We start from the raw sequence: 1953 nt of genomic DNA on the forward strand, positions 1-1953 counted from the left end.
CGGCCGGCTCGTCCTCGGCGCCCGCTGCCCGTTCCCAGCCGAGCGTGTTGCGGCGATAGAGGACGAACAATGCCGCGATGACCACGGCGATCACGACGATGCCGGCAAGGCCAAGTCCCTGGATCGCCTCGATGATCACATAGGGCACCCACAGGAAGCCGTCGACGACCGAGGTGATCTGCAGCGCGTCTGCCGGCAGCTTGAAGCCCGACGCGACGGCCGCACTTGTGAACAGCGGCGCCAGCGCGTTGGCGACGTAGAAACCGATCGCCAGCGTCACCGTGCCGATCACCACCATGCGGAACACATTGCCTTTGACCAGAGGGGCGGTCATGGCGACGATGAAGGGAATGACCGCCAGGTCGGCGAACAGGATGACGCGGTTGCCCGGCAGGATCACCGACAGGATGATCGCGATAGGCACCAGGATCAGCGACGACGAGATCGCGGCGGGATGCCCGATCAGGATGGCGGAGTCCAGGCCGACCAGAAGCTCGCGGACGCCGGTGCGCTTGCGCACGTATTCCTGCGCCGCGTCGGAGCCCGGGATCAGGCCCTCCATCAGGATCTTCACCATGCGCGGCAAAAGCAGCATGACGGCTGCCAGGGTCATGCCGGTGCCAAGCACCTTGGCGAGCACCGTGCCGAGATCGCCCGCATTGTAGAAGGCGATGGCACCGAGCACGAGACCGATGATCAAGCCGAGCACGACAGGTTCGCCGAACACGCCGAACCGGCGCTCGATGGTCTCGGTGTTGATGTTGATGCGGTTGATGCCGGGAATACGGTCCATGATCCAGTTCAGGATGATGGCGATCGGCAGGATCTGCGCGGAGGCCAGGTGCGGCACCGAAATGCCGGGCACGCCATAGAACTGCTGCACCGCGCGCGCCGACCAGTCGGCGAACAGCAGCGACAGCGCCGCGACCAACGCCGCGATGGCGATGCCGTAGGCCAGATTGTCGGTCGCCGCCACGACCAGCGAGCCGACAAAGGCGAAGTGCCAGAAGTTCCAGACGTCGACATTGAGCGTGCGCGTCATGCGCGTCAGCAACAGCACGATGTTGACCAGGATGCCGACGGGGATGACCCACAGGCCGACCGACGAGCCGAAGGCGATGGCGGCCGCCGACGGCCAGCCGACATCGATGATGTCGCGATGAATGCCGGTGTTGGTGACGATGGCTTTGGCGACGTCGCCGATCGACGTGAACATCAGGCCAAGCACGAGATTGATGCCGATGAAGGCGACGCCGATGGTGACCGCGGCGCGAAAAGCCTTGCTGACCTTTGCGCCCAGAACGACGGCTATGATGAAAATGACGATCGGCAGCAGCACTGTTGCGCCGAGCGTGTCGATGGCCCCTTTGAGGCCCGCAAGAATAGTATCCATTTGTCCTCCCCTGGAGCACCGAGCCCGACCCCCGGGTTCGAAATGATGCTCCGTTGATCTCCAACGCCTTTGCCGCCAACCTCGGCGCAAAGGCACTCCCCGTTCTGCCCGCGAGGCGGAATGCGTCCCGCTCGGTGATGCGGGATGAACATTTGCCTTCGCTGGCGAACGAATGTTTTATTGAGGCAGTTCAAGGCAATGTCAATTGGCAAGTCTTTGAACCCAAGGCATCCGGGCTGACGGAGCCTTCGCCTGTGCGCTCTTGACGGACCATTGAACGGAAAAACCCGCCTGTGCGGCGGCTCCCTGGCGCAACTCAGCACCATAACCAGATCTCTACCATAGTTGCCTTCACCCCGTCAAGAAAAAATTCCTATCTTCGGATAGTTGCCGCACTGCGGACTGGCCGTTCTCAGGCCTTGGCTGACCCAAGTTCGGGCCGTGGTAAGGCCCAACATGGATTGAGCCGGCCGATCACTTTATGTTTAGCAGGGTCGACTCTGGGGTTATAAGGCCGTAATTGCGCCGCACGAATCCCGGATTTCCGGCGTCCGGCTGAC

General features: G+C 62.5%; 1 protein-coding gene. It reads right to left on the reverse strand.

Annotated features, from left to right (window positions below; translation table 11 throughout):
- The coding region (locus FJ980_RS30140; protein ID WP_140547252.1) for a PTS transporter subunit IIC at nt 1–1393 on the reverse strand (1393 nt) is incomplete at its 3' end.
- Nucleotides 1394–1953: the final 560 nt, after the last annotated feature.

Origin of the sequence: Mesorhizobium sp. B1-1-5 (assembly GCF_006443065.1) — a bacterium.
GTDB lineage: Bacteria > Pseudomonadota > Alphaproteobacteria > Rhizobiales > Rhizobiaceae > Mesorhizobium.